At 74.8% G+C, this 1312-nt stretch carries 1 protein-coding gene; it reads right to left on the bottom strand.

Annotation, left to right across the window (positions count from 1 at the left end; genetic code table 11):
- Positions 1-1287, bottom strand: a 1287-nt coding sequence (locus ACWGIU_RS38015) for a HAMP domain-containing sensor histidine kinase (protein ID WP_453712671.1), incomplete at its 3' end; no start/stop codon positions are given.
- Positions 1288-1312 lie beyond the last annotated feature (25 nt).

Here is a 1312-nt window from a genome sequence, read left to right as displayed (position 1 = left end):
GGTCAGGCGGTGGGCGATGGCCAGCCCCAGGCCGCTGCCGACCGGGCGGGTGTCCCGGTACCGCTCGTGGAGGGCGCCGTGGTCGAAGGCGATGCGTACGTCGTCGTCGGTGAGGCCTGGCCCGCCGTCGCGGACCTGCAGCTCGGCCCCGCCGCCCGTGGCGGCCAAGCGGACGGCGAGGACCAGGGGCCCGCCCTCGGGCGTCACGCGCAGCGCGTTCTGCACCAGACCGTCGATCAGTTGCCGGACCCGGAAGGCGTCCGTCGCGACGACGACGGGCCGGTCCGGCCGTTCGAGCCGGAGATCGACGCCGTGGCGCGTGCACAGGCCGGTCCAGAAGGCGGCGGCCTCGGAGAGCAGCGCGCGGAGGTCGGCCGGGGCCACGTCCAGACGGAAGTCGTCGGCCTCCAGCCGGGCCAGGTCCAACAGGTCCCCGAGGAACCGGTCCAGGCGCCGGGTCTCGTCGGCCAGGATGCCGCCGACCTCGCGCACCCGCTCCGGCTCGATCAGACCGTCGGCGAGTGCCTCGGCGTACCCCTGCAGCGCGGTCAGCGGCGTGCGCAGATCGTGGGAGACGGAGAGCAGGAACTCCCGCTGGCGGTTCTCGCTGTGGGCCAGCGCCTCGTCCAGGACATTGAGGGCGCGCCCGATGTCCGCGGTCTCCCGGGGCCCGTCGACCGGGGCGGGTACGCCGCGTTCGCCGTCGGCGAGCCGGTGCGCGATCTGCGCGGCCGTCACGAGCGGACGGGCGATCCGGCGGGCCAGGAGCGCTCCGGCCAGAGCGGCTCCGAGCATGCCGAAGACCAGCGGCACGATGACATTGCGGCGGACCCGGTTCGTGTTCTCGGTGACGACCGCGTACGGCTCGGTCAGCACGACCGCGCCGCCGCGAACGCCGGGCCGCCCCACCAGCAGCACCTCCTGGCCGCCGAGGATGCCGGTGGTGGAGACGGGATCGCCCGCCAGCAGGGCCGATGCGGACGTCCTGTCGACGGCCGGGCCGGCGGTTCCGCTCACGGTGCCGTCCGGGGCGATGACGGCGAGCTGCATCCCGTTCGGTCCGGCCAGCATCTGCGCGCCGGTGAAGAGCGCCTCGGACACGGCCGGCAGCCGGCTGAGCACCGTCGCCTGGCGCGCCAGCCGGTCGCGTTCGCGCTCTTCGGCGCCGTGCGCGGCCGTCTGCCAGGCGATCAGTCCGGTGAGGCCCACCGCGAGCGCCGCCACCACGGTGGTCAGCATCACGATCTTGCGGGCGAGGGAGCCAGTGCTGTGACCGGAAAGGTTCACCGGGTCACGACGCCCGGCACGGCAC

The sequence above is a fragment of the Streptomyces sp. NPDC054840 genome (assembly GCF_053611065.1).
The sequence above is the reverse complement of the archived record's forward strand: the minus strand, read 5'-3'. Positions and strand labels throughout refer to the sequence as shown.